22 protein-coding genes are annotated in these 23,193 nt (G+C 65.0%); 13 read left to right on the top strand and 9 right to left on the bottom strand.

Features of this window, described 5'->3' with window-relative positions:
- Positions 1 to 55 precede the first annotated feature (55 nt).
- Positions 56 to 463 (bottom strand): hypothetical protein, encoded by a 408-nt coding sequence (locus ACS8Y6_RS10375; RefSeq protein ID WP_440848783.1) that lies wholly within the window; start codon positions 461 to 463, stop codon positions 56 to 58.
- Between the two features lie 402 nt (positions 464 to 865).
- The gene (locus tag ACS8Y6_RS10370; RefSeq protein WP_440855516.1) at positions 866 to 1,894 is read right to left on the bottom strand and encodes a LacI family DNA-binding transcriptional regulator; all 1,029 of its coding nucleotides are present in this window, start codon (positions 1,892 to 1,894) and stop codon (positions 866 to 868) included.
- A gap of 173 nt (positions 1,895 to 2,067) precedes the next feature.
- On the opposite strand from ACS8Y6_RS10370, the gene ACS8Y6_RS10365 reads away from it, so the two are divergent.
- From ACS8Y6_RS10365 to ACS8Y6_RS10330, 8 genes are all read left to right on the top strand, one after another.
- The gene (locus ACS8Y6_RS10365) at positions 2,068 to 3,171 is read left to right on the top strand and encodes an ABC transporter ATP-binding protein (protein WP_440855515.1); all 1,104 of its coding nucleotides are present in this window, start codon (positions 2,068 to 2,070) and stop codon (positions 3,169 to 3,171) included.
- A gap of 16 nt (positions 3,172 to 3,187) precedes the next feature.
- Positions 3,188 to 4,120: a carbohydrate ABC transporter permease gene (locus tag ACS8Y6_RS10360; protein ID WP_440848780.1), complete on the top strand. Its 933-nt coding sequence runs from the start codon at positions 3,188 to 3,190 to the stop codon at positions 4,118 to 4,120.
- 4 nt (positions 4,121 to 4,124) lie between these two features.
- Positions 4,125 to 4,967, top strand: a complete 843-nt coding sequence (locus ACS8Y6_RS10355; protein ID WP_440855514.1) for a carbohydrate ABC transporter permease — start codon at positions 4,125 to 4,127, stop codon at positions 4,965 to 4,967.
- A 65-nt stretch (positions 4,968 to 5,032) separates the two neighbouring features.
- Positions 5,033 to 6,355 (top strand): ABC transporter substrate-binding protein, encoded by a 1,323-nt coding sequence (locus ACS8Y6_RS10350; protein WP_440855513.1) that lies wholly within the window; start codon positions 5,033 to 5,035, stop codon positions 6,353 to 6,355.
- A 22-nt stretch (positions 6,356 to 6,377) separates the two neighbouring features.
- Positions 6,378 to 9,173 (top strand): glycoside hydrolase family 2 protein, encoded by a 2,796-nt coding sequence (locus ACS8Y6_RS10345; protein ID WP_440855512.1) that lies wholly within the window; start codon positions 6,378 to 6,380, stop codon positions 9,171 to 9,173.
- A gap of 171 nt (positions 9,174 to 9,344) precedes the next feature.
- Positions 9,345 to 10,508, top strand: a complete 1,164-nt coding sequence (gene argE, locus ACS8Y6_RS10340) for an acetylornithine deacetylase (protein WP_440855511.1) — start codon at positions 9,345 to 9,347, stop codon at positions 10,506 to 10,508.
- 46 nt (positions 10,509 to 10,554) lie between these two features.
- On the top strand, positions 10,555 to 11,910 hold the full coding sequence (argA, locus tag ACS8Y6_RS10335; RefSeq protein ID WP_440848775.1) for an amino-acid N-acetyltransferase: 1,356 nt from the start codon (positions 10,555 to 10,557) through the stop codon (positions 11,908 to 11,910).
- A 10-nt stretch (positions 11,911 to 11,920) separates the two neighbouring features.
- Positions 11,921 to 12,667, top strand: coding sequence for a 16S rRNA (uracil(1498)-N(3))-methyltransferase (locus ACS8Y6_RS10330; RefSeq protein WP_440848774.1), 747 nt, complete (start codon positions 11,921 to 11,923; stop codon positions 12,665 to 12,667).
- Positions 12,668 to 13,333: 666 nt separating this feature from the next.
- Here ACS8Y6_RS10330 and ACS8Y6_RS10325 read toward each other — a convergent pair.
- Together ACS8Y6_RS10325 and ACS8Y6_RS10320 are read right to left on the bottom strand one after the other, a co-directional pair.
- The gene (locus ACS8Y6_RS10325) at positions 13,334 to 13,588 is read right to left on the bottom strand and encodes a Txe/YoeB family addiction module toxin (RefSeq protein ID WP_440848773.1); all 255 of its coding nucleotides are present in this window, start codon (positions 13,586 to 13,588) and stop codon (positions 13,334 to 13,336) included.
- Positions 13,585 to 13,836, bottom strand: coding sequence for a type II toxin-antitoxin system Phd/YefM family antitoxin (locus tag ACS8Y6_RS10320; protein ID WP_440848772.1), 252 nt, complete (start codon positions 13,834 to 13,836; stop codon positions 13,585 to 13,587). The genes ACS8Y6_RS10325 and ACS8Y6_RS10320 overlap by 4 nt, the downstream gene beginning before the upstream one ends.
- A gap of 643 nt (positions 13,837 to 14,479) precedes the next feature.
- Between ACS8Y6_RS10320 and gshB the strand changes: the two genes are divergently transcribed.
- The 5 genes from gshB (at position 14,480) to ACS8Y6_RS10295 (ending at position 18,237) form a co-directional block, all read left to right on the top strand.
- Positions 14,480 to 15,442, top strand: a complete 963-nt coding sequence (gene gshB / locus ACS8Y6_RS10315; protein WP_440848771.1) for a glutathione synthase — start codon at positions 14,480 to 14,482, stop codon at positions 15,440 to 15,442.
- A gap of 107 nt (positions 15,443 to 15,549) precedes the next feature.
- Positions 15,550 to 16,104, top strand: a complete 555-nt coding sequence (locus tag ACS8Y6_RS10310; protein WP_440848770.1) for a YqgE/AlgH family protein — start codon at positions 15,550 to 15,552, stop codon at positions 16,102 to 16,104.
- Entirely contained in the window at positions 16,097 to 16,540 is a 444-nt protein-coding gene (gene ruvX, locus ACS8Y6_RS10305) for a Holliday junction resolvase RuvX (protein ID WP_440848769.1), read from the top strand. Before ACS8Y6_RS10310 ends, ruvX begins: the two co-directional genes overlap by 8 nt.
- Positions 16,541 to 16,626: 86 nt before the next feature.
- Positions 16,627 to 17,127, top strand: a complete 501-nt coding sequence (gene pyrR / locus ACS8Y6_RS10300; protein ID WP_440848768.1) for a bifunctional pyr operon transcriptional regulator/uracil phosphoribosyltransferase PyrR — start codon at positions 16,627 to 16,629, stop codon at positions 17,125 to 17,127.
- A gap of 132 nt (positions 17,128 to 17,259) precedes the next feature.
- Positions 17,260 to 18,237, top strand: coding sequence for an aspartate carbamoyltransferase catalytic subunit (locus tag ACS8Y6_RS10295; protein ID WP_440855510.1), 978 nt, complete (start codon positions 17,260 to 17,262; stop codon positions 18,235 to 18,237).
- On the opposite strand, the gene ACS8Y6_RS10290 is transcribed toward ACS8Y6_RS10295, so the two are convergent.
- From ACS8Y6_RS10290 to ACS8Y6_RS10270, 5 genes are all read right to left on the bottom strand, one after another.
- Complete coding sequence (locus ACS8Y6_RS10290; protein WP_440855509.1) at positions 18,204 to 19,283, bottom strand: succinylglutamate desuccinylase/aspartoacylase family protein; 1,080 nt, start codon at positions 19,281 to 19,283, stop codon at positions 18,204 to 18,206. The two genes, ACS8Y6_RS10295 and ACS8Y6_RS10290, sit on opposite strands and share 34 nt — an antisense overlap.
- Before the next feature lie 113 nt (positions 19,284 to 19,396).
- Entirely contained in the window at positions 19,397 to 20,302 is a 906-nt protein-coding gene (gene rimK / locus ACS8Y6_RS10285; protein ID WP_440848765.1) for a 30S ribosomal protein S6--L-glutamate ligase, read from the bottom strand.
- Between the two features lie 106 nt (positions 20,303 to 20,408).
- Positions 20,409 to 20,867, bottom strand: coding sequence for an ATP-dependent zinc protease family protein (locus ACS8Y6_RS10280; protein WP_440848764.1), 459 nt, complete (start codon positions 20,865 to 20,867; stop codon positions 20,409 to 20,411).
- Between the two features lie 37 nt (positions 20,868 to 20,904).
- Positions 20,905 to 21,987 carry a PilT/PilU family type 4a pilus ATPase gene (locus tag ACS8Y6_RS10275; RefSeq protein ID WP_440848763.1) on the bottom strand — a complete coding sequence of 361 codons (1,083 nt, stop codon included), beginning with the start codon at positions 21,985 to 21,987 and terminating at the stop codon, positions 20,905 to 20,907.
- On the bottom strand, positions 21,977 to 23,161 hold the full coding sequence (locus ACS8Y6_RS10270) for a PilT/PilU family type 4a pilus ATPase (RefSeq protein ID WP_440848762.1): 1,185 nt from the start codon (positions 23,159 to 23,161) through the stop codon (positions 21,977 to 21,979). Before ACS8Y6_RS10270 ends, ACS8Y6_RS10275 begins: the two co-directional genes overlap by 11 nt.
- Positions 23,162 to 23,193: the final 32 nt, after the last annotated feature.

Raw genomic sequence — 23,193 nt, 5'->3', positions numbered from 1 at the left:
GGTAGCAAAGCCCGGGCGCCGGTTGCGCCGGGCACCGCCCGCGCCGGCGCGCGCGTCAGTCAACCGGCCGGCCGCAGAGTGCCTCCGGATCATGCTTGTCCTGCGCGTCATCGCGCCCGACCGAACCCATGCGAAGACTGCCGTCGGCGCAGTGCACAATCCGCGCCTTGTGGCTCGCCCGGTTAGAGGCTGAGACCGGATCGGCCGACTGCCCCCGGGCCGCGCGGGCCTGCCGGCGTTGCCGACCGCCGCCCTGTTTCGGCCCGGCGTCGCCGCTCGTTGCCTGCGCGCCCGGCGGCGTACCGGGCGACCCGGGCGACCCGGGCGCGGGGTGTGGAATCACCTTGCCGGTCTGCGGATCGAGATAAATCGTCTGACCGGAATCGGCGGCGGTCGCCACGCCACTGGCCATCGCCAGAGCCGCAACGATTGAGCCGGAAATACACAACTGCTTGATCGACATGAAGGATCTCACATCGCGAATGAAAAGCCCCGCGCACTGCCGCGCGGACGTCGTTATAACACGCCGCCCGTTTCACCGGGCCATGGCGCTGGCTCGGACTCTGACTAGGGCCTGCTGCGGTTTCGTGCGAGTCCGCGGCAAGCGCTGTTTTGCGGCAAGCCATGCGTAGCGAACGTCCGGCACAAAAATAGATGATTCTTCGGGTTAACAGCGCGAGTATGCGAGCGCATGTTCGCCGCAGCTATTGGCCGCTAGGCTTTTGAAAATACAAGAATGACAGGCGCCGTCTTTTATTTTCAAGGCGTTTAAAACAGCTGATGAAGTCAGCTGTTTTGATGCCGGATTAACAGTTCTACCGGCCGTTCGAGTGAAACGGCAATGAGCTCTGAGCCTCGCCTGAACTCAGGGCATCGCCGCTCGCCGATCCGGGATGACACGGGGCGCCGCGACCGAGCACCTCTCAACCAGCGGGCATTCCATTTTCACCCGGCGTAGGGATGGCTTCTGACCGCTCGCCACCGCCGTGATGAGTGTCTCCACAGCCCATCGGCCCATTTCGTCATGGGGCAGTACCACGGTGGTCAGCGGCGGATACATGTGCCGCGCCACCTCCTGATCATCATATCCGACCACGGAGACATCTTCGGGGACGCGCAGCCCCTGCTCCTTCAAGGCCTCATAACAGCCGATCGCCATGGAATCGTTGCAACAGAAGATGCCGGTGGGCGGCGCGTCCAACGCCATCAGCGCCCGCGTCTGCTCGTAACCGCTACTCGGAAGCCAGTTCCCCTCACGGATCAGTTCAGGCGCCGCAGCGATATCGGCGGTGGTCAGCGCCTGGCGGTAGCCCTTCAGCCGGTCGCGCGCCGCCTCCATCCAGGGTTCCCCACCAATGATGGCGATCCGGCGATGGCCGGCATCGATCAGCCGTCGAGTCGCCGTGTGACCGCCGGCAACCTCGCCGGGGACGACACTGGGAAAACCGTTGCCGGACTCGTAGCAGTTCAGCAGCACGGTAGGCACGCCCCGCAGCGCGGCCGGCAGCTCGATTTGGCGGGTCAGAATCGAGGCGATGACCATGCCCTCGGGGCGACAGGAAAGCAACGTTTCGATGGCGCTACGCTCGAGTTCTGGATCGCTGCCGCTACTGCTGACCAGCAGCACGCGGTCGTTCTCCCACGCCACTTCCCGGGCACCGTCCATCGAGGCCACGGCGAACGGACTCGTCGAAATCTCGTCCACCAGGAATCCGATCACCCGGGACCCCTTGTGGTCCAGCGCCGAATGGCTGAACCGGCGATAACCCAGCGCCTCGGCCACTTCGAGTACCCGCTGCCGGGTCGCATCCGAAATACGCACGCTGGTCGAGCCGTTCACGACAAACGACACCGTCGACTGGGAGACGCCGGCCTCGCGCGCGACATCCATCATCGTGACTTTGCTTCTCGACCTCGCCATCGCCCGATCTCCACCTTTAGCCGCATATGCCATGGCCGGCTGTTGCCACTCTTTCAAGGCGATGCTAGCTTGCTAATAAAAATTAGCCAATATTTATTACCAAACGGCCGGCGGCCGAAAACAGGGGCCGAGGAGGAGAGAAAATCATGACGGACCTCACATTGCGCAGCGTGATCAAGCGCTACGGCGAGGAACAGGTCATGCACGGCGTCGACCTGGATATCCGCGAACGGGAATTCGTGGTGTTCGTCGGTCCGTCGGGCTGCGGCAAGTCCACCCTGCTGCGGATGATCGCCGGCCTTGAGCCGATCAGCGGTGGTGACATCCATATCGGCGACACGCGCGTGAACGACGTGCCGGCGGGCCAGCGCGGCGTCGCCATGGTGTTCCAGAACTACGCGCTGTACCCGCATATGACAGTGCGCGAGAACATGTCGTTCGGCCTGCGCAACGTGAACACGCCGAAATCGGAGATCCGCCAGCGGGTCGACGATGCCGCCGCGATACTGCGTATCGAGCCGCTGCTGGAACGCCGTCCGAAAGACATGTCCGGCGGCCAGAGACAGCGCGTCGCCATCGGACGCGCGATCGTGCGCAAACCCAAGGTCTTTCTGTTCGACGAGCCGCTGTCGAACCTCGACGCCAAGCTCCGGGTCCAGATGCGTATCGAGCTGGCCCGGCTGCATCGACAGCTCAAGGCGACGATGATCTACGTCACCCACGATCAGGTCGAAGCGATGACCCTGGCCGACCGGATGGTGGTACTGCGCGACGGACGCATCGAGCAGGCCGGCGCGCCGGCGGACCTTTACGAGGCACCCTGCAATCTGTTCGTGGCGGGTTTTCTCGGCTCACCGAGCATGAATTTCCTGGCCGCCACGGTCACCGATCGCGACGCCGACGGGGTCGGGGTCGAGCTGGCGGCCGGCGGGCGCCTGCACATCGCGCGGGACGGCTCGGCGGTTTCCCCGGGCGATACCGTCACCGTGGGCCTGCGCCCCGAACACGTGCGCCCAGCGGGTGACGGCACGCTCGCCGGCACGCTGGAAGTGGTCGAGCATCTGGGCGATCAGACGCTGCTGCATGTTCGCCTCGCTGAAGACTCGGTGGTCATCGCCCGGGATGAAGGGCGTTCCACGCACGCTGCCGGGGAGAATCTCCAGCTCGCCTTCAACGAGTCGGCCTGTCATCTGTTCGACGGGCAGGGGATTGCCTGCCCCGCCCTGGCGCACGCCGCCGCGATCGCCTGAGGGCGAGGAGGTCATCATGGCAATCGACGACACAGCATCCGCGGCGTCGGCCCGAGCCCCCACCAAGCCGACGCCTCGTCGGCCGCGTATTTCGGCGGACACGGTGTCCGGCTATGCCTTTCTGGCCCCGTTTCTGATCGTGTATGCGGTCTTTCTGATCTACCCGCTGTGGCGCGGATTCTTCCTGAGCCTGCATCAATGGGATCTGCTGGCCGGCCCGCTCGGCTGGACGGGGCTGCAGAACTACAGCGACATGCTGTCCGACCCGGCGTTCTGGAACGCCCTGACCAATACGTTCTACTTCGTCGTGCTCACCGTCCCGATCACGACGGCGCTGGCCCTCGCGCTTGCCCTGGCGCTGAGCCGGCCGACGCGGACCAACGCGGTGTTCCGAGCCATCTTCTTCTCCTCCAGCATCGTCTCGGTCACGGTCGTCACCCTGATCTGGCAGATGGTGCTCAGCCCGAGCCAGGGCATCCTCGCGCAGGCGCTGGGCACCATCGGCATCCCGCCGCTGGACTGGCTGAACGACCAGCATCTCGCGATGTTCGCGCTCGTCATCGCCACGGTGTGGTGGAGCCTGGGGCTGCCGCTCATGCTCTTCACGGCCGGGATCCAGCAGATCCCGGGCGACATCTACGAAGCGGCGAAACTCGACAACGCCAGCCGCTGGAAGACATTCCGCTACATCACCTGGCCCGCGCTCCATCGGACCACGGTGCTGGTCGTCCTCATCGAGATCATTCTGCACTTCCAGGTGTTCGGCCAACCTTTCCTGATGACCAAGGGCGGCCCGGCCGGCGCCACCCGGTCGCTGGTGCAGTACATCTACGAAAGCGGCTTCCGCGACTGGCATCTCGGCTATGCCTCGACCGGCGCCATGGTGCTGTTCGTGGTGATGCTCGTGGCGTCGCTGGCCCAGCTGTACTTCTCGCGGAAGGAGGACTGACCCGATGCGCAACGAACCCACCCACCGCCCTGACACCGGGCGGATCGTGATCCTCGTCATCCTCACCGTCGCCGCGTTCCTCTGGCTCGTTCCGATGCTTTGGGTGCTGGCCATGTCGCTCAAGCCCAACGCAGTGCTGATGCGCTCCACGGCCGGCCTGTTGCCGGTGCCGTTCACGCTGGACAACTTCATCCAGATATTCGACACGGCCAAGGTCACGCGCTGGTTTCTCAACAGCGTCGGCGTCGCCGTGCTCATGACCAGCATCACGCTGGTGCTGTCGTCGCTGGGGGGTTATGCCCTGGCCCGCATCCCCTTCCGCGGCGCGCGCTTCATGCTGATCTTCATCATCGCGGGGCTGACGGTGCCGGAACAGGCCGTATTCATTCCGCTGGATACGATGTTCGCGAACTGGCACATGAACAACACCATCATCGCCCTGGTCACGCCGCGCCTGGCGGTGCCCTTCGGCGTGTTCCTGATGATGCAGTTCTTCAAGGCGGTGCCGAAGGAACTCGAGGAAGCGGCGATCCTGGACAACGCGAGCCGGTTGAAGATCTTCTTCAGGGTGATGCTGCCGCTGGCCCGGCCGGCGCTGACCACGCTCGGCATCTTCACCTTCCTCTACTCCTGGAACGACTACCTCTGGCCACTGGTATCGGCCACGCAGGAGAACCACTACACCATCACCACGGGGCTGGCGAGCCTGCAGGGCAATTTCGCGCAGTCCGAGGGTCTGGGCTTTCTCATGGCCACGGCCGTGTTCGCCAGCGCCCCCGTGCTCATCGTCTACCTGATTTTCCAGCGCTATATCGTCCGGGGCATCGCCATGTCCTCGGGCAAATGATGCGTTCACAGAAAAAACCCGAGGGACGGGCCGCCCCGCCCCTGCGCACCCGAGGAGAGAGACCCATGAAGATGAAGAAACTGCTGGCCGTGGCCCTCACGGCCAGCCTGGGCGTGGCTGCGGCGGCACCGGCCGTCGCGGCCACCGACATCACGCTGTTCCGTTTTTTCGGCAGCTGTAACGACCAGTACGCCAACGTCACCCATCTCGACAAGGCGGTGGGCGAATGCGGGATCATTCAAGTCCTGACCAACAAGTTCAACGCCGAGCACAAGGGCAATATCGCGGTCAAGACACAGGCGGTCGACTGGGGCACTTACTACAACCGGCTGAACGCCACGTTCATGAACCGCAACCCGCCGGCGGTCGCGGTGATGCACCGCAGCCACCTGGCCGACTACGTGGCACGCCACCTGCTCACGCCCTTGAACGGCCTGTTCAAAAAAGTCGGGATCAATACCAAAGACTTCGTGCCCGCAGCGCTCAAGAGCGTGACCTTCAACGGCAAGATCTACGCCCTGCCCTTCGATCTGCACGCCATCCTGTGGCACATGAATACCGGCCTGCTCAAGAAGGCGGGCCTCGTCGGCGCGGACGGCCAACCCCGGATCCCGAACAGCGTCGATCAACTCATGGCACAGGCGAAGCAATTCAAAAAAGCCACGGGCAAGCCCTACATACTGCTTGCCGGCTCGGTCGATCCAATGGTGACGCGGCTGTTCGAAACGCTGGTCTGGCAGCAGGGCGGCCATCTGGTCGATTCCGATCTGAAGCACGCCGATATTGATTCCCCCGACGCGCACAAGGCGCTCGCCCTGATCAACACGCTCATCGACAAGGGCTACATGGCGGCTCAGTACAACTACACCGACGCCCAACAGGCGTTTCTCGATGGCAAGGGCGGCGTGATCATCAACGGCACCTGGGTGATCAACGCCTACGACCAGCAGGCTTCCAACAAGAGCAGTGCACTGCACAGCTATGCCGTCGCGACCTTCCCGACGCTGTACTCCCAGCCCGCCGTATGGGCAGACGGCCACTGCTGGGTGATGCCGCGGGGCGGTGCCACCGGCGATCAGCGCGATGCCGCGGCGAAGCTGTTGAAGTATTTCTACGACCACGACCTGGCCTGGTCCCACACGGGCCATCTGCCGGTGCGCGAGTCGGTACTCAAGAGTGACGCCTTCCGCGATCTGCCCCATCGCAAAGCGATCCTGAGCACGACCCACGAAGCCCGCGGCATACCCGGTGCCACCCGCTCCCAGGCCGGCATCCAGGACGCCCTCAACCAGCAGTTGCAGGCGACCTATCTCACCGGCAAGAGCCAGGACGCGGCGCTGAAGGCGGCTCAGAAACGTGTCGACGCCATCCTGTCCGGCCGTCACTGAGCCTGTCGAGGAGACCTGACCCGTGTTTTTTGCCACCCAGAACGGGGGCGGCGATGTCGCCTCCCGGAGGTTCCCCCACCGCCCTCGGATCAGCCTCGACGGCATCTGGGGGTTCGAATTCCAGCCCGAAGACGACACGCGCCAGCCGATGCCGGACATCGAGATTCCCGGCGTCTGGCAGGCGCAGCATGCTGCCCTCAGAATGGCCTTCGGGACCGGCGTATATCGGCGGCGCGTCACGGTGCCGGCCGACTGGGCCGGCGCGTCGATACACCTGTGCATCGGCGCCTCGAATTACCGCACGGCGGTGTACGTTGACGGAACCCCGGTCGCCTGCCACGAGGGCGGCTATCTGCCCTTTGCCTGCGATCTCACCGCTCACGTCACGCCGGGCGAAGCGGTCCTGCTGGAAATTCGGGTCACGCTGCCCTCGCCACGCCCGCAAGCCGACGGCAAGCCCGGTTTCGCCGATATTCCCCACGGCAAGCAGAGCTGGTATGGCCCGCTCGGCGGCATCTGGCAGTCGCTCTGGATCGAGGCCCGTTCTGTCCGGCACATCGCAGACCTGCGACTCGGCTCCCAACTCGGCTCCGATGGCGCCGGCGTGTGCCGGGCCCGGGGCAGACTGCACGGCGATGGCCGGCCCGCGGCGGACGAACGGCTTCGCCTCACCGTCCGGGCCCCGGATGGCACGACGGTCGCCGAGTGCACGCATGCCGGCGTCGCAGACGAATACGACCTGCAGACGAAAGTCGCCTTGCCCATGCTCTGGTCGCCGGACGACCCGTTACGCTACGACATCGGCGTCGAACTGGTGCGCGATGGCGCGGTGGTCGATGCGCTTCACCGCCAGACCGGTTTTCGCAGCATCGTGGCCGAGGGCGGGGAGCTGCTGCTGAACGGCGAGGCGTTCATCCTGCGCGGCGCCCTCGACCAGGATTATTACCTGGATACACTCTGCACGCCGCCGTCGGAAGCCTTTCTGGAGAATCAGTTGCGCCAGGCGAAAGCGATGGGCTTCAACTGTCTGCGCTGTCATATCAAGGTTCCCGACCCCCGTTATCTCGACGTCGCGGACCGCCTGGGCATGCTGCTCTGGTGTGAAATGCCGAACTGGGGTCAATGGTCGACGGCCGCCGCGGAACGTGGCCTGGCCACGCTCGAAGGCATGATCGCCCGGGACGATCATCACCCCTCGATCATCGCCTGGACCCTTGTCAACGAAGACTGGGGTACCGACCTGACCCTGGCGGGCGACCAGCGCGCCTGGCTCAAACGGGCATTCCGCCGGATCAAGACCCTCGACCCCTCCCGGCTGGTGGTCGACAACTCGCCCTGCGAACCCAATTTTCACTTGCGCACCGATATTGCCGACTATCATTTCTATCGCGGCATTCCGGACCGGCGCGATCAATGGGATGCATTCATCGCGGCCTTCGCCGAACGCCGTTATCCCCTGTTCAGCCCACACGGCGACGCCGAGACGGCCGGCGACGAGCCCTTGATCCTGTCGGAATTCGGCAACTGGGGGCTGCCTCGAGTCGATGCCCTGCGCGACGCTGCAGGGCGCGAGCCCTGGTGGTTCGATACCGGCAGCGACTGGGGCGACGGCGTGATGCTGCCCCGCGGCATCGAGATGCGTTTCGGCCAATATCATCTGGATCGTGTCTTCGGGTCGCTGGATGGCTTCATCGCCGCCACCCAGGAACAGCAGTTCCAGTCGCTGAAATACGAAATCGAATCCATGCGCGCCCAGCCGACGATCGCCGGTTACGTGGTAACCGAGCTGACCGACGTCCACTGGGAAGCCAATGGCCTGATGGATATGGCGCGCAATCCGCGCGACTTCGCCGAGCGTTTCGCGGCGGTCAATGCCCCGACCGCGCTGCTGCCACGACTGCCCCGCCATGCCGTGAAGCCGGGCGAGCGGGTCAGCCTGGCCCTTGGCATCGCGCACGATGATCCGGCGCCGCTCGATGGCATGCGCCTGCAATGGCGCTGGGACGGTCACACCGAATACGGCGAACAGCTGATACCACGCCTGGATAGAGGCGTTCAGCCGCTGCCGGGGCTGCCGCTCGACATTCCAGCGGATCGCGCCCCGGGCGAAGCACGATTACACCTCGCGCTGGTCGATCGCGCCGGGCATCCGAGCGCGCTGGGCGAGACCTCCCTGACGGTGATGCCCGAGACCGGCGCCGGCGCCCCGACTCCCGTGGTCTGGCCGGCCAGACCGGAGCTGTCACCGTGGCTGGAGGACGCGGGTATACCGATGGCCCAGAGCCGCGATCAGGCGCGGGTCCTGGTGGCGACCCGTCTCGACGACGAACTCGTCGAGCGCGTGCGGCGCGGTGCCAAGCTGCTGCTGCTCGTGGATGATACCGATGCCATCCCCTCGCCCCCCGGCGTGGTACCGGTCTACCCGGAATTCCCGCGCGCTGCCGTCGTCTCGCGGGAAAGCTCGGTCTGGCGCGGGGACTGGGCGTCCGGATTTTCCTGGCTGCGCCGGACCGGTGCCTATGCCGACATTCCCGGGCCGCCGATGCTCGGCCAGGCCTTCGCCGCGATCACACCCGGCCATGTGCTTTTGGGCTTCCGCACCGACGATTTCGCCGACGACGTGCGCGCCGGCATGGTGATGGGCTGGATTCATCGCGGGGCTGCGCTCATCGCACGGCGAGCGCTGGGCGAAGGCGCGGCCGTGTTGTGCACGTTGCCCGTTCATCGCGCTGAAGCACGCGGCGATCCAATGGCACGGCAACTGAGCCAGGCCCTGGTGCGCGACACAAACGAAACGGTCGGTCGCCCACTCGATTGAAATCATGTCCGCGCAACCGCGCCCCGGACGTCCCTGCCGCGCGGTCTGCAATGCCACGCCCCTCAATGCCCGCATCGTCCGCCGCGGGGCATGTCCCGATTCGGGGATCGGGCATCGCACGGTTTCGACGCGGTATGATCGCGCTTCAGATTCCGCCCGGGATTTTTGTTCATGCCCGCATTGAACTGGCGCGACGTGCTCGCCGAGCTCGTCGCCGAACCGACCATCAGCAGCGACGACCCGACGCTGGATCGTGGCAATCGCCGCGCGGCCGAGAGGCTTGCCGCTCGGCTCGACGACTTCGGCTTCGACTGTGATATCCACCCGATCGGCGAGCGCGAGGACAAGGTCAACCTGATCGCGCGGCTCGGCCCGACCGAACGACGCTCGGAATCGGGCCTGGTGTTTGCCGGACATCTCGATACCGTGCCCTACGACGATACCGGGTGGGATTCGGACCCGTTCGCGCTCACCGAACGCGATAATCGCCTCTACGGCCTCGGCACGACCGACATGAAAGGCTTCGTGGCATTGGCCGCCGGCGTGGCGACGGAATACGCCGACCAGCCGCTCGAGGCACCGTTGTCGCTTGTGGTCACCGCCGACGAAGAATGCGGCATGGACGGCGCTCGCGCGCTGGCCGATAACGGCATCGCCGCCGGGCGCTACTGCGTGATCGGCGAGCCGACCTCGCTGGTACCGATCCGCCAGCACAAGGGTATTTTCATGGAGACGATCGAGACCATCGGCGCCTCCGGCCATTCCAGCAATCCGGCGCACGGCGCCAACGCTATCGAGGCCATGCATCTGGCGATCAGCGCCATCCGCGCGCTGCGCGACGAACTCGCCGGACGCGACCCGGCCGACGGCTTTCCCGTGCCGCACGCCACGCTCAACCTCGGCACCGTACGCGGCGGCGATGCCGCCAACCGGATTCCCGCGCGCTGCCGACTCGACATCGACCTGCGCTTCCTGCCGGGCGATTCGATCGATGACCTGCGCGAGTCGCTGCGCAATCGGGTCCGCGCCGCGCTGGCCCAAAGCGACTGCGAGGTCCGCTTCTCAGCGCTGTTCGCGGGCACGCCAGCGCTGGAAACGCCACCCGACTCGCCGATCGTTACCGCCTGCGAGGAATTGACCGGGCATGAAGCGGCCGCCGTGGATTTCGGCACCGAAGGCGCGTTCTACAACGCCATCGGCATGGAAACCGTGATTCTCGGCCCAGGCGACATCGCGCTGGCCCACCAGCCCAACGAATATCTGGCCTTGTCGCGCGTGGCGCCGATGCAATCGATTCTTCGTTCGCTGGTGCAGCGTTTCTGCCGGCCCGGCTAAGCCCCTTCAGTCGCCGAAAACCCGCTTTTTTTGGTCTAATGCCGCGATGCACGCCAGCCGCGATCACAATCCGTTAGCCGTCGACCAGAACGCCATGGTCGCCGCGTTGCGCGCGTCCGCGCCCTATGTGCACGCGCATCGCGGGCGTACGTTCGTCCTCCACCTGCCGGGCGAGGCTGCGGCATCGCCGCGTTTCGTCGACCTGATCTACGACATCGCGCTGCTCGCCAGCCTCGGCGTGCGACTGGTGATCGTGTTCGGGGCGCGCCCGCAGATCGACGGCGCCCTGTCGGCCGCCGGCCTCATGCCCCGTTTCGCGAACGGCGTCCGCATCACCGATGCCGCCGCACTGGCCTGCGTGCGCCAGGCCGTCGGCAGCCTGCAGATGGCCTACGAGGCGCACCTGTCGACCAGCCTCGCGAGCACGCCGATGGGCGGCGCACGCATCTCGACCGCCAGCGGCAACCTGGTCACGGCCCGGCCCATGGGTGTGGTCAACGGCGTGGATCACGGCCATACCGGCGAAGTCCGGCGTATCGACGCGGCCAGCATCAATGCGCATCTGGCGCGCGGGCATATCGTGCTGCTGTCGTGCATCGGCTACTCGCCCTCGGGCGAGATCTTCAACCTGGTCACCGAAGACGTGGCCGGCGCCACCGCGGCCGCTTTGGCGGCCGACAAATTCGTGCTCATGCATCCGGGCGAAGCGATGCATGCACGCTTCGCGGAATCCTCGCCCGGGCTCACGGTGGACGCCGCGCAGGCCATGCTGGACACCGGGAACAGCGATCTCGCCGCCGCGGACCGGGCGCGGCTGGAGGCGGCGATCCGCGCCTGCAATTCCGGGGTCGAACGCAGCCATCTCGTGAGTTTCGAAACCGACGGCGCGTTGTTGCGCGAGCTGTATTCGCGCGACGGGCTCGGCACCATGGTCGCCGCCGACACTTACGACGCCGTGCGTACCGCCACGCCCGAGGATCTGGGTGGCGTGCTCGCGCTGATCGAGCCGTTGGCCGCGGCCGGGCTGCTGGTGCCGCGCTCGCGCGAGGCGATCGAGCTCGATATCGAACGCTATGTGGTGATGGCCCGCGACGGCTTGATCACCGCCTGCTGTGCGCTCATGCCCTACAGCGAGGAAGCCGTGGGCGAACTGGCCTGCGTGGCGGTTCATCCCGCCTATCGCGGCGGCAACCGGGCCGCCATCCTGCTGGCCGAGGTCGAAAAACGCGCCCGCGCGGCCGGGCTCACGCAGCTGTTCGTGCTCACTACGCGCGCGCCGCACTGGTTCGTCGAACACGGGTTCGCCCCGTCGAGCATCGACGCCCTGCCGCTGGCCAAGCGGGCGATGTACAACTATCAGCGTAATTCGGCGGTATTGATCAAACCGTTGATCACCGCCTGATCACGCCGCCATGGCACGCGCGAAGCATATTCCGCGGGTTTTCGTTGCCCAGGCGCTGGCCGAAGGCGCGACCATCGAGCTGCCGGACGCCAAACGTCATCATCTGGCGACCGTGCTGCGCCTGTCGGCCGGCGATGCGCTGGTGCTGTTCAACGGCGACGGCGCCGAATACGCCGCCAGCTTGATCACGGCCGACCGCAAGCGTGCCGAAGCCCGTATCGACCAACGCACCACACCCCGGCGCGAATCCCCGCTCGAGATCACGCTGCTGCAAGCCGTGGCCCGGGGCGATCGCATGGATTTCGCGCTGGCCAAGGCCGTGGAGCTGGGCGTCACCGCCATCCAGCCCGTGTTCACCGCGCGCGGCCAGGTCAAGCTCGACGGCGCCCGTCTGGCCAAGAAACAGGGCCATTGGCAGCGCATCGTCGAATCGGCGGCCGAACAGAGCGGGCGGCTGCTCTGTCCGGAATTACGCGACGCCACCGATCTGGCCGGACAGATCGACAACCCGCCCGCCGCCGATCGTTACCTGATGCTGGCGCCGGAAGCGAACGTCGGCCTGGCCGCGCAGACGCCGGCGACCCGCATTGCGCTGTTGATCGGCCCCGAATCCGGCCTGTCGAACGACGAAATCGCCCGCGCCGCCGCCGCCGGTTGGCAGCCGCTGGCGCTCGGGCCCCGCGTACTGCGCACCGAAACCGCCGGCATGGCCGCACTGGCCGCGCTGCAGACGGCTTGGGGCGATCTGGCGGGCTGAGTGGCCTCGTTCCTTGAAGCAATCTGTCCGCAGATCGACGCCGACTCACGCAGATGGACTCGGCTCGCTTGCGCTTCGCCGAAATTGAAAGTCGTTGATCTCGGTGCCGGGCTCAGCGCTTCAATTCGCCTCATTCCAAATCTGCGTACATCTGCGTACATCTGCGGATAAAAACAGATCGGCAAAGCGGAGCGAGCCGATCGTCCATCGTCATTCGGCGGACGAGTACATGCAGCCAGACCAGACGACGATACGCAGCTGAAGCACGTTTCGCGGTCCACGGATTTATTCCTTAAATCTATCCGCAGATCGACGCCGATTCGCGCAGATCGATCCGGCGCGTTTCGCTTTACCGGGATCGTACCCTCAAGTAACGCGACGAGCTGTTCTGCTGACACAGATTGCCGTTCATCTGTGTAGATCGGCGTCGATCTGCGGACAAAACCCACCTGTCAAGTTCCAATCTGTGTGACTCGGTCTACATCGGTGGACAAACAAGCCGATCGGCGAAACGAGCCGGGCCGCGTATCATTATTCAGCGTGCCCAAGGGCGATCACTGTATGCTCTCGAGGGTCGTGAAGCGGCGCACGGCTGTCTTGCCCTGCGGCTCGAAAAGATCGAGCTTTCGCTCCTCCGCTAAACACCCAGCCCGCCGAGGCACGGCATCAGTAGTGATATCGCAATTGCGCAATAAGCGGTGCATCCTCGGTTACCTTGTATACGATTCGATATTCGCCATTGATGCGTCGGGACCAGTATCCGGACAGGCCATGCTTGAGCGGCTCGGGTTTGCCGATCCCCTCGAACGGCGTTCGCTGAATCTCCTTGATGAGCTGATGGATGCGACGTACGGTCTTTTTTTCCGTTTTCTGCCAGTAGAGGTAGTCTTCCCAGGCATGCTCGGAAAAGGTGAGTTTCATTCAAGAAGCTCCCTCTCCTCGCCGCCCCCTTGTTCAAGCTCGGCAACCGATTCGAGCAGACGGCGCGCGTTTTTGGGCGCACGCAAAAGGTATGCAGTCTCCTGGAGGGCTTCATAGTCTTCCAGAGACATCATCACCACCGAAGCGGCCTTGCTTCTGGTGATGATGACGGGCGCGTGGTCGTCACAGACCTGTTCCATTGTTTTTGCCAGGTGGGTTCTGGCGGCCGTGTAGCTGATGGCGTCCATAACAATGACCTGTACATAATTTAGAACATGTGCAATATATCGTACGCATCCTGGCTTCAGCAAGCGATAGCAGCCGGCCGGTTTTCAGTCCTTGAGGCAATCTGTCCGCAGATTCACGCGGATGGACGCGGCTCGCTTTCGCTTCGCCGAAATTGAAAAGTCCTTGATGTCTGCGCCGAGCTCGGTGCTTGAATTCCCCTCATTTCAAATCTGTGTGAATCTGCGTACATCTGCGGATAAAAACAGATCGGCAAAGCGAAGCGAGCCGATCACCCGTCGTCAATCGGCGGACGAATACATCCGGCAAGAGCCGCCATGCCACCCAGCTGGAGCACTTTTCGCAGCCCGGAGCTTCGTTGCTTGAATCTATCCGCAGGTCGACGCAGATTCGCGCAGATCGATCCGGCGCGTTTCGCTTTACCGGCATCGTGAGCCCTCAAGTAACGCGACGAGCCGTTCTGCTAAGACTGATCGTTTTTCATCTGTGTAGATCGGCGTCGAGCTGCGGACAAACAAACCGATCGGCCAAGCGAAGCCAGCCGGACACGGTCTCGCCGATCGGCGGATGAAAAAAGCTCCGGCTGCGCTACCATGCGCGGCATAGCACACTGTCCGGCGGCCCGATCCGCCCAAGGAATCTGCAATGGCGTATTCGCTCGGCGTGGTGATGGATCCGATCGAGGACATCACGCCCTACAAGGACACAACGCTGGCCCTGCTGCTCGAAGCCCAGCGCCGCGGCTACACGATCCACTACTTCACCATGAGCGACCTGTTCGTGGCCGACGGCGTGGGCTACGGCACGGGCCGTGCCATCCGGGTTGCGGACGACAACGACGACTGGTTCGCCTTCGCCGGCGAATCCAACACCCTGCCACTGGCGGACCTCGACGTGATCCTGATGCGCAAGGACCCGCCCTTCGACACCGAATACATCTACGCCACCTATATTCTGGAGCTGGCCGAGAACGAAGGCACGCTGGTGGTCAATCGTTGCGACGCGCTGCGCGACGTGAACGAGAAAATGGCGATCAATCGCTTCGCCCATCTGTGTGGGCCGACGCTGGTCGCCCGGCGCGCGGACGCGTTTCGGCGTTTCATCAAGCAGCACCGCGATGTTGTGCTCAAGCCGCTGGACGGTATGGGCGGCTCGCGCATCTTCCGCGTCACCCAGGGCAACGACAACACCAGCGTGATTCTCGAAGTGCTGACCGAGCACGGCACGCGCTATGCCATGGCCCAGGCCTATCTGCCCGAGATCGTCGATGGCGACAAGCGCGTGCTGCTGGTCGACGGCGAACCGGTCGGTTATGCCCTGGCCCGTGTTCCGGCCGAAGGCGAACTGCGCGGTAATCTCGCGGCCGGCGGCCGGGGCGTCGGCCGCGAGCTGACTGAGGCCGATCTGAAGATCGCACGCGAAGTCGGCCCGTACGTCCGGGATAAGGGACTGCTATTCGTGGGCCTCGACGTGATCGGCGACAAACTCACCGAAATCAACGTCACCAGCCCCACCTGCGTACGTGAGCTCGAGGCGCAATTCGGCATCAATATCTGCGCCAGGCTGTTCGACGCCATCGAGAAACGGCTCGATGTCCGATCGGCATAGCCGGCGCCGGTCGGGGCCGCGCTGGCTCCCGACGCGGCCCGGCCGAACGCTCGGGAACACCACCAGCGCATTTGCCGTCGCCCCCGGCGTCGGCCGATAATCAGGACATGGAAGCAATTCAATTCAAGAACCAGTTCCTGCTGGCCATGCCGGGCCGTGTCGAAGGCGAATTCGCCGACAGCGTGACCTTTCTTGCCGAGCATAATGACGACGGCGCGATGGGGCTCGTGATCAACAAACCCAGCGATCTCGCGGTGGCGGACATGCTGTCGCAGCTCGACATCGAGGCGCATGTTGCGCGCGGCATGCCGGTCTACTGGGGCGGCCCGGTACAGACCGAGCGCGGTTTTGTCCTGCATCGTGATGAAGGCGACTGGGAGTCGAGCCTGCATATCGACGGCGGCCTGGCGATCACCACCTCGCGCGACATTCTCGAGGCAATCGGCAACGGGTTCGGCCCGAGCGCGTTCCTGATCACGCTCGGCTACGCCGGCTGGGGCGAAGGCCAACTCGAACAGGAGGTGCTCGCGAATAGCTGGCTCACCACACCGGCCGACCCCCACATCATGTTCGATTCGCCGATCGAGCGACGCTGGTCGGACGCTGCCGGGCTGCTGGGCGTATCCGCGCACCAGCTGTCCGGTATCGCCGGCCATGCCTGACGCCGAGGTCGCGCTCGGCTTCGATTACGGCAAACGACGAGTCGGCATCGCCGTCGGCAGCACGGTCACCGCCAGCGCGCAGCCGCTCACGACGCTGACCCACCACGACGGCATGCCGGACTGGACCGCGCTCGATGCCCTCATCGAGGAATGGCGCCCGAGCGCGCTCGTTGTCGGTCTGCCATTGAACGCGGACGGAAAAACCCAGAAGATGACGCATCGTGCGCGTAATTTCGCCGAGGAGATCTGGGGCCGCTACCGGCTGACCGTGCACACCGTGGACGAGCGCTATACCAGCATCGAAGCGGGTGAGCGACTGCGCGCCGCCCGTGCGTCGGGCAGTCGCGGCAAACGCCTGGCCAAGGGCGATGTCGACGCCATGGCCGCGCAGACGATTCTGGAAAGCTGGTTGACCGGCCAAATCGGGGCGACCTGATCCCGAAGCGTGCGGGGCACCGGCCGGCCTTCTCAGCGCAGCCGCATCGCGCGCATAATTCAACGCACAAAGCCAGGGAACAGCCGATGACCGATCCGTCCGAAAGCTTCGACGTCGATGCCGCGCTCGCGGCGCTGACTGCGCAGGTCGAACCACTGATCGCCGAGCATCCGCAGGCAGTGATCGTCGGCGTCGAAACCGGCGGCGCCTGGATCGGCGAACGCCTGCACGCGCATTTCGAGCTGGCCACCCCGATGTGCACCCTCAACATCAGTTTCTATCGCGACGATTTCTCGATGGTCGGGCTGCATCCCAGCGTCGGCCCCTCGAATATCCCGGCCGATATCGACGGCAGGACCGTCATCCTCGTTGACGATGTGCTCTACACCGGGCGGACCGTGCGCGCGGCGCTCAACGAACTGTTCGATTACGGCCGCCCGGCCGCGGTGAAACTGGCCGTGCTGGTCGATCGCGGCGCGCGCGAGCTGCCATTCGCGCCCGATGCCGCCGGCCTCAAGCTCGACCTCGACAAGAGTCGCCGGATCAAACTGACCGGTCCGGAACCGCTGCGCCTGACCATGCGCTAGCGTGATTTCACACCATGGATTGCCAGCGATTCTTCGTGCCCGGCCGGGCCCGGCGATGCACGGGCTTCACCGGACACCCGGACGCGCTGCACCCGACCTGCCTGCCGATTGTCACGACTGCCAGAAAAGCGCATGAACACGGATATCCAGCTCGATAGCCAGGGCGGCCTTCGCCATCTGCTGACCACCGAAGGGCTGCCGAAGCTCCTGCTCGAGCGGATACTGGATACGGCGGAATCGCTGGTACCCGAAATCGGCGCGCCGCCGAAGAAAGTGCCACTGCTGCGCGGCAAGACCGTGTTCAACCTGTTCTTCGAAAACTCGACCCGAACCCGCACCACATTCGAACTGGCCGCCAAGCGTCTGTCCGCCGACGTCATCAACATGGATGTCGCCACCTCCTCGCGCACCAAGGGCGAGGACGATCTCGACACCCTGTTCACGCTCCAGGCCATGGGGGCGGACATCTTCGTGATCCGCCACCCCGACAACGGCGCCGCCGCGCGTTTCGCCGCAAACGCCGCGCCGAACGTGGCCATCATCAACGCCGGCGATGGCAGCCACGCCCATCCGACGCAGGGCCTGCTGGATGTGTTCACCATTCGCCGTCATCGGCCGGACTTCGAAAATCTCGGAATCGCCATCGTCGGCGATATCGCGCACTCGCGGGTCGCGCACTCCACCATCCACGCCCTGCGCACGCTCGGCACCACCGATATCCGCGTCATCGGGCCCGACCGCTTCCTGCCGCCGGACCCGGCCGCGCTGGGCGTGACCGCGACCACCGATATCCGCACCGGCCTGGCCGGTGCGGATATCGTCATGGGCCTGCGCATCCAGCGCGAACGCATCGAAGGCGACGCCCTGGCCGGCGTGGCCGACTATCACCACGACTTCGGCCTGACTCCGGCCAACCTGGCACACGCGGCGGAAAACGCCCTGATCATGCACCCCGGCCCAATCAATCGCGGCGTCGAGATCACGGCCGATATCGCCTACTCGGACCAGTCGCTCATCCTCGAACAGGTGCGAAACGGCATCGGCATACGCATGGCGGTGATGGCGATGATCGCGGATCAGACCAGGGGCGGCTCACCCGAAGACCCATAATCCTCGTGGTCGTCAGGCTCGTGCGCTTCCTGGTAGGCCTCGACCCGATTGGCCACTTCCTGCGCACGCTTGACCCGGGCCACGTGGTAGATCGCGTCGCCGGCGTGCGCCAGCGGTAGATAGGAACGGCCGATGACGATCCCCGCATGCTCGGCGGTCACCGCCACTTCGTCGGCGCCGAAGGGATCGGCGACATAGGCCAGCACCTGCTCGGTCTCGACGTACTCGCCCAGTTCGACCAGGGAGCGCAGAATGCCGGACTCGGGGGCCCGCTGCCACGATGAGTCTTCGGCGACCACCGGCTTGGGCGGGCGCCTGGATATCTTGCGGCGCGGCAGCATGCCGAGATGGCGCATGACGCCGCGGATGCCGCGTACGCCGGCCCGGATCGAGAATTCGTCGAAGCGGAGCGCCTCGCCGGCCTCGTAGAGCAACAGCGGCACGCCCTTGCGGTCGGCGTATTCGCGCAGCGATCCCTCGCGCAGGGAAGCGTCGATGAGCAACGGGCAGCCGAAGGCATCGGCCATGGCGCGGACGGTCGGCTGGGACAGGTCGGCCCGGATCTGTGGCAGGTTGGCGCGGTGGATGGCGCCGGTATGCAGGTCGATGCCGTAATCGGAGTGCAAGACGATCTCCTCGATGAAGACCTTCGCCAGCCGCCCCGCCACCGAGCCGTGTTCGCTGCCGGGAAACGAACGATTGAGATCGCGCCGGTCCGGCAGATAGCGCGAGTTGCGCAGGAAGCCGTGGACGTTGACGATGGGCACGACAATCAGCGTGCCGCGCAGTTGCTTGAGTTCGCGCAGGCGCAGAACCCGCCGGATGATCTCGACGCCGTTGAGTTCATCGCCGTGCACTGCGGCCGAAATGAACAATGTCGGCCCGGGCTTGCGGCTGCGAATCACGTTGACCGGCATGGTCAGCTTGGCGTGGGTGTACAGATCGGCGACCGGGATATCGATGGTCACGTTCTCGCCCGGTGGCACCGTCCGGCCGGCGATCTCCAGCGGCGCGGCGCGGGATTTTCTCTTGTGGTTGTCAGTCATGGGGCCCCGGTATCCGGCTTGCTCCACTCACGGCGTGCGGGCGACGCTGCCCAGCACACGGGCCGGCCCTGTGTCGCAGGGCGCCCCGCCGCCGGCCCGCTGCGCGGGGTTGGCTAGCCCACGCCGCGGGTGCGGGTCTTGCCACGCTTGGAGTGATTTTCGATGAAAGCGATGATCTGGCCGGCGATGTCCTTGCCGGTGGCGCCCTCGATACCTTCCAGGCCCGGCGAAGAGTTGACCTCCATCACGACCGGACCGTGGTTCGAGCGCAACAGATCCACACCGGCCACGTTCAGGCCCATGATCTTGGCGGCTCTGACCGCGGTCGAGCGTTCCTCCGGCGTGATCTTGACCACGCTGGCCGAGCCGCCGCGATGCAGGTTGGAGCGGAAATCGCCGTCCTTGCCCTGGCGTTTCATGGAGGCCACGACTTTCTCGCCGATCACAAAGCAGCGGATATCCGCGCCCCGGGCTTCCTTGACGTATTCCTGCACCAGGAAGTGGGCGTCCAGCCCGCGAAAGGCATCGATCACCGATTCCGCCGCGCCGCGCGTCTCGGTCAGCACCACCCCCTTGCCCTGGGTGCCCTCGGTGAGCTTGATCACGTAGGAATTGCCGCCGACCAGGTCGAGCAGGTCGTCGGTATCGTCCGGCGAATGCGCAAAACCGGTCACCGGTAGGCCGATGCCCTTGCGCGAGAGCAGTTGCATCGAGCGCAGCTTGTCGCGGGAGCGCGAGATCGCCACCGACTCGTTGAGCGGATAGACGCCGATCATCTCGAACTGGCGCAGCACCGCCGTGGCATAAAAGGTGATCGAGGCCCCGATACGCGGAATGATCGCGTCGATGCCTTCGAGCTTCTTGCCCTTGTAATGGATCTCCGGTGCGTGCGGCACGATGTTCATGTAGCAACGCAGGGGATCGACCACCATCACGTCGTGGCCACGCCCCTTGGCCGCCTCGCTGAGCCGGGAGGTGGAATACAGGTTCCTGTTGCGGGACATGATGGCGATCTGCATGGCTCAACCTCTCGGCCTCAAAGACTCGTGCGCGGCCCCGGTACACCCGGGGCTGCATTGGGCGAACAACCCCGCGCGACGCAACCACCGCCGGCAAGGCCCGACGCTACGCCCAGGGCGGTCGGCCGGTCAGAAACGAAACGGTCGGATCGACGCACAGCGCCGACATCGCGGTGCGCCCGACCAGCATCCGGAACAACATCGTATCGCGTGCGGTCAGCGTGATCTCGACCGGCCAGCGCCGGCCCGACATCATCAGATCGGTGGCGATGACATGCCGCCATTCGCGATGACCGCCGGAATCGCGCACATTGCGCTCATCGACGATCGGCGCCTGGCACCAGACGACGTGTTCGGTATTGCCCTGATATGGATGAACGCCGAATCGCGCGACGCGCTGGCCGTGTTCCTGCCCGGTTTCGAGCGAGAACGTGTGCAACGCCGACGTTCTCGCGCCAGTGTCGATCTTGGCCTTGATCCAGTCAATGCCCAGATCGGGCAGGCTCACCCACTCGCGCCAGCCCACATGGGTCCGGGCGGGCATCGGATTGTTGGTCTCATGCATGTCGCATCGCTCGCAGATATCGGGCCGGGCTGGCAAATCAGTGGCTTGCGAAAGCCAACCGGCTCTGAAGATTATCGCGCGAGTCGGCCTGGTCGAGGGCCTCGTCCACCGCGATATGTCCCGCCTTGACCCGAGCCAGCAACGAGTCGTCGAAGGTCACTGCGCCGCTTGCCGGGTCGGCGTCGGCCAGCGCCTCGGCGACTTTTTCCAGCCGCCCCTTGAGAATCAGGTCGGCGATGTAGGCCGTGTTCAGCAGAATTTCGTAGACGGCCACACGCCCGCCGTCCTTGCCCGCGACCAGCCGCTGGGAAACGATCGCCCGCAGGTTCATCGACAAGTCCATGTACAGCGACTCGCGCTGGGATTCGGGAAACAGCGATACCAGACGCTGCAGGCATTGATAGGCGTTGGCGGCGTGCATGGTGGCCATCGCCAAGTGCCCGGTGCCGGCCAGCTGGACACAGGCGTCGGCGGTCGCCATGTCGCGGATCTCGCCGACCTGGACCACATCGGGCGCCTCGCGCATGGCCGAGCGCAGGGCGCGGGCGAAACTGCGGGTATCCGTGCCGAGTTCGCGCTGGTTCACGATCGAGCGCTTGTGGCGGTGCATGAACTCGACCGGGTCCTCGATCGTGAGGATATGCCCGGCCGCATTCTCGTTGCGATGATTGACCATCGCCCCGAGTGTGGTCGACTTGCCCGATCCGGTCGCGCCGACCACCAGCACCAGCCCGCGCTTCAACAGCGCCAGCCGCTTGAGCACGTCCGGCATGTCGAAATCGGCCATCGTCGGCACGTTACCGATGTTGCGCAACACCATCGCCACCGAGCCGCGCTGACGGAACACGTTGACGCGAAAGCGGCCCGTGGTGCCGAAGCGAAACGCGAAATCCAGCTCGCGTTCGGTTTCGAACTCGGCCTGCTGCGCCTCGCTCATGAGCGAATACGCGAGTTTCTCGATATAGGCCGGCGTGAGCGTGTGTTCGGCCGCTGCCCGGATCGGGTAGATCTGGCCGTCGATGCGGAGGGTGACCGGGGCATGCGTGGTGAAATAGATATCCGACGCCTGCTTGTCCATCGCGAGCTGCAGGAACGCCTCGATACGGGGGTTATCGTCCACGCGGATCGCCCTCGTCGCCGCGCCGTGCGTCGTCTTCGTGATCGGCCATGGTCAGCGAGCGCACCTCCGGGTCCATCGACAGGTTCTGGCGCGCCCGGGTGCTGTTGAGCTTGATGTTCAGGCGCAGTTCGTTCTGCGAATCGGCATTGCGCAGCGCCTCGGCGAAGTCGATCAACCCCTCTTCGAACAGCTGGAACAAGTCCTGATCGAAGGTCTGCATACCCAGCTCCGTGCCGCGCGCCATGACATCGCGCAGTTCGGCGACCTTGCCCTTGAACACCAGGTCAGTCACCAGCGGCGTGTTGAGCAACACCTCGACCGCCGCGGCACGACCGCCGCCGACCTTGCGCACCAGACGCTGCGAAATGATTGCGCGCATGTTGAGCGACAGATCCATGAGCACCTGTTCGCGCTTGCCCTCATCGAAGAAATTGATCACCCGGTCGAGCGCCTGGTTGGCGTTGTTCGCATGCAGCGTGCACAGCACCAGATGCCCGGTCTCGGCGAAGTTGAGCGCGTATTCCATGGTCTCGCGCGTGCGCACCTCGCCCACCAGGATCACGTTCGGCGCCTGGCGCAGCGTGTTCTTGAGCGCGTTCTCCCAGGACTGGGTGTCCACGCCGACCTCGCGCTGGGTCACGATCGACTTGCGATGCCGATGCACGAACTCGATCGGGTCCTCGATAGTGATGATGTGGCCGGCCTGGTTGGCGTTGCGATGGCCAAGCATGGCCGCGAGCGAGGTCGATTTGCCCGAGCCGGTCGCGCCGACGAAGATCACCAGGCCGCGCTCGGCCATGACCACATCCTTGAGGATCGGCGGCAGACCCAGATCGTCGAACTCGGGGATTTCGGTATTGATCACGCGGAGCACCGCACCCACCCGGCCCTGCTGCACGAACGCCGAAACACGAAAACGCCCCGACGACGGCGAGATCGCGAACTGCGCCTCCTTGAACTCATCGAACTCGCGCGCCTGCCGATCGTTCATGAGCGATCGCACCATCAGCGCCGATTGTTCCTCGGTGAGCGGGCGCTCCATGAGCGGCGTGAGCTGGCCGTCCTTCTTGATTGCGGGCGCGAAGCCGGCGGTGATGAACAGATCCGAGCCGCCATCGGCAATCAGCCGTTCCAGCAGTACGGTCACGAGTTTGGTGGCCTGGGCGCGATCCATAAGCGGTTACTGCGAAATCAAGACAACACGGG

The organism is Salinisphaera sp. RV14 (assembly GCF_052044135.1).
In the GTDB taxonomy this organism is placed as follows: Bacteria; Pseudomonadota; Gammaproteobacteria; order Nevskiales; family Salinisphaeraceae; genus Salinisphaera.
Note: the sequence above shows the minus strand (reverse complement) of the source record. Positions and strands in the feature narration are given on the sequence as shown.